Genomic DNA, 1,736 nt, shown 5'->3' with positions numbered 1-1,736 from the left:
AGCTTAGACCGACTTGGGTCGATGGTGTCCGGTGCAAGCAGGGCACAGGTAAGAATACCACCGGTACTTGTGCCTGCAATCAGGTCGAAATAGTCGGCGATGCGAGCCTTCTCGTTTTTTGATTTTATCTGGAGTTTTTTCTCAAGGGCCACCAGAATCTGCCCGGGTAGGATACCACGTATTCCACCTCCGTCAATAGATAGAATCCTTATCATGATGTTAGATTATTTTGCCTTATCCGTTAGTAAGGGCTTGGTTTGAAGAAAATGATTGGTTTAATCGATAGTCAAATGAAGGAAAAAAACATCAATCCTCAAAACGACTTTCCAGAAGTTTCCCTTTTTCGTAAATCTCCTGCCTGATGATTGAACCGGCTTCATTGTAGTATATCCAGGTTCCGGTTTTGACATTGGTCTCGGTGACGGATTTGGCATCTTGATAATGCTCCTCCCGTTCCGGAGTGCCATCGATCCGGAAGTAGCGCCAGGTTCCTGTTTTGTAATCCTTGGCCTGGATCATTTGCCCCTCTGCTTTTAATTGTCCGTTGCAGTGATACTCTTTGAATGACGTCTGTTCTCCTGCCTTGGTGGAGTAATCATAAAGGGTGTTTCCGTTCTTGCAACGGCATACTTCGCTCAGCAGAACGTACCGGGGTAGAAGGAGGGAGCCGTCATTAACATAAATCTCAACACGTTCGCATTTAATGGTACCATCCGGATAATATACGGTGCCCAACCTTTTGTTTCCATCGCGCTTTTCGGTGTACCTCAGTTCTCCGGATTTATACCATTCTTTGCGATCGCATACGGTATCCGAAATGCTGTGCGCTGAAGTTTCGCTCATTATCTGACCGTTCTCATACCAATGTGTTTCCTTGCCTACTTTCTTGCCGTTTTCATAGTATGTGCGACTTTTCATCTGGCTGTTCAGGTACCAGCAGACATGCTCACCATGACGTTTCTCATTCCTGTAGGTGCATTGTTCAATCTTTCTGAGTTTCTCCGTATCAAAATAAAGTACCCAGGTTCCACCCAGTAGGTCATCCCTGAGTTCGCTGACCAGTTTTCCGCGTTCAAGGTGTTGGTTGATGTATTGGGTGTTTTCCGGGGTAACTTCAAATACCTGCGCGCTTGTCTGCAAGGCAAACAGCATGAAGCATCCCCAAAATGCGGCTCCGTAGTTGGTCATGTTTTGTAATCTTCCCATGAATCGATGGCTGGCCGAAATTACATTTTTTCATGGCCTTTGTAAAATTTAACAAAAATTGATCCCTATCCAGTATATTCTCATTTACCTTTGAATCTGCTACAAGGTAACGTGAATGAGAACCTTTCCTTATACTTCCATTGCGATATTGGCATTGATCCTGTTGCTGATTGATGCCTATGCATATAAAGGTTGGAAGAAACTGACCTGGCCATTGCCGGCCAAATGGCTTAGGGTGCTGGTTGGAATTTACTGGCTTCATTCGGTGGCGTTCATCGTCTCCATGTTGTGGCTGAGTTATGGTTACCGATCACAATATTCTCCCGAGCTGCACATCCGTGCATCATACCTTTTTGGATGGGGTCTGGCAACAGGTATCCCCAAGATCATATTCATTTTGTTTCACGGTGCGGAAGACCTCATACATTTTCTGAACACGATCTCGAAAAAAATATTCCGGACAGAATCAGTGGGTATGCCGGGAGTGCCGATAGACCGGGCTACATTTCTGACCAAGACCGGACTGGCCA

Annotated in this window: 3 protein-coding genes; 1 reads left to right on the top strand and 2 read right to left on the bottom strand. The window is 45.6% G+C overall.

Annotated features, from left to right (window positions below; all coding sequences use genetic code 11):
• A partial coding sequence (locus tag KDD36_13695; GenBank protein ID MCB0397703.1) for a patatin-like phospholipase family protein occupies positions 1-215 on the bottom strand: 215 nt, incomplete at its 3' end.
• Positions 216-306: 91 nt separating this feature from the next.
• Positions 307-1,206, bottom strand: coding sequence for a hypothetical protein (locus KDD36_13690; protein MCB0397702.1), 900 nt, complete (start codon positions 1,204-1,206; stop codon positions 307-309).
• 115 nt (positions 1,207-1,321) lie between these two features.
• Between KDD36_13690 and KDD36_13685 the strand changes: the two genes are divergently transcribed.
• Positions 1,322-1,736: hypothetical protein (locus tag KDD36_13685; protein MCB0397701.1), on the top strand; the 415-nt coding region annotated here is incomplete at its 3' end.

The organism is Flavobacteriales bacterium (genome assembly GCA_020435415.1).
Classification (GTDB): Bacteria; Bacteroidota; Bacteroidia; order JACJYZ01; family JACJYZ01; genus JACJYZ01.
This window is presented reverse-complemented; position numbering and strand designations above follow the sequence as displayed.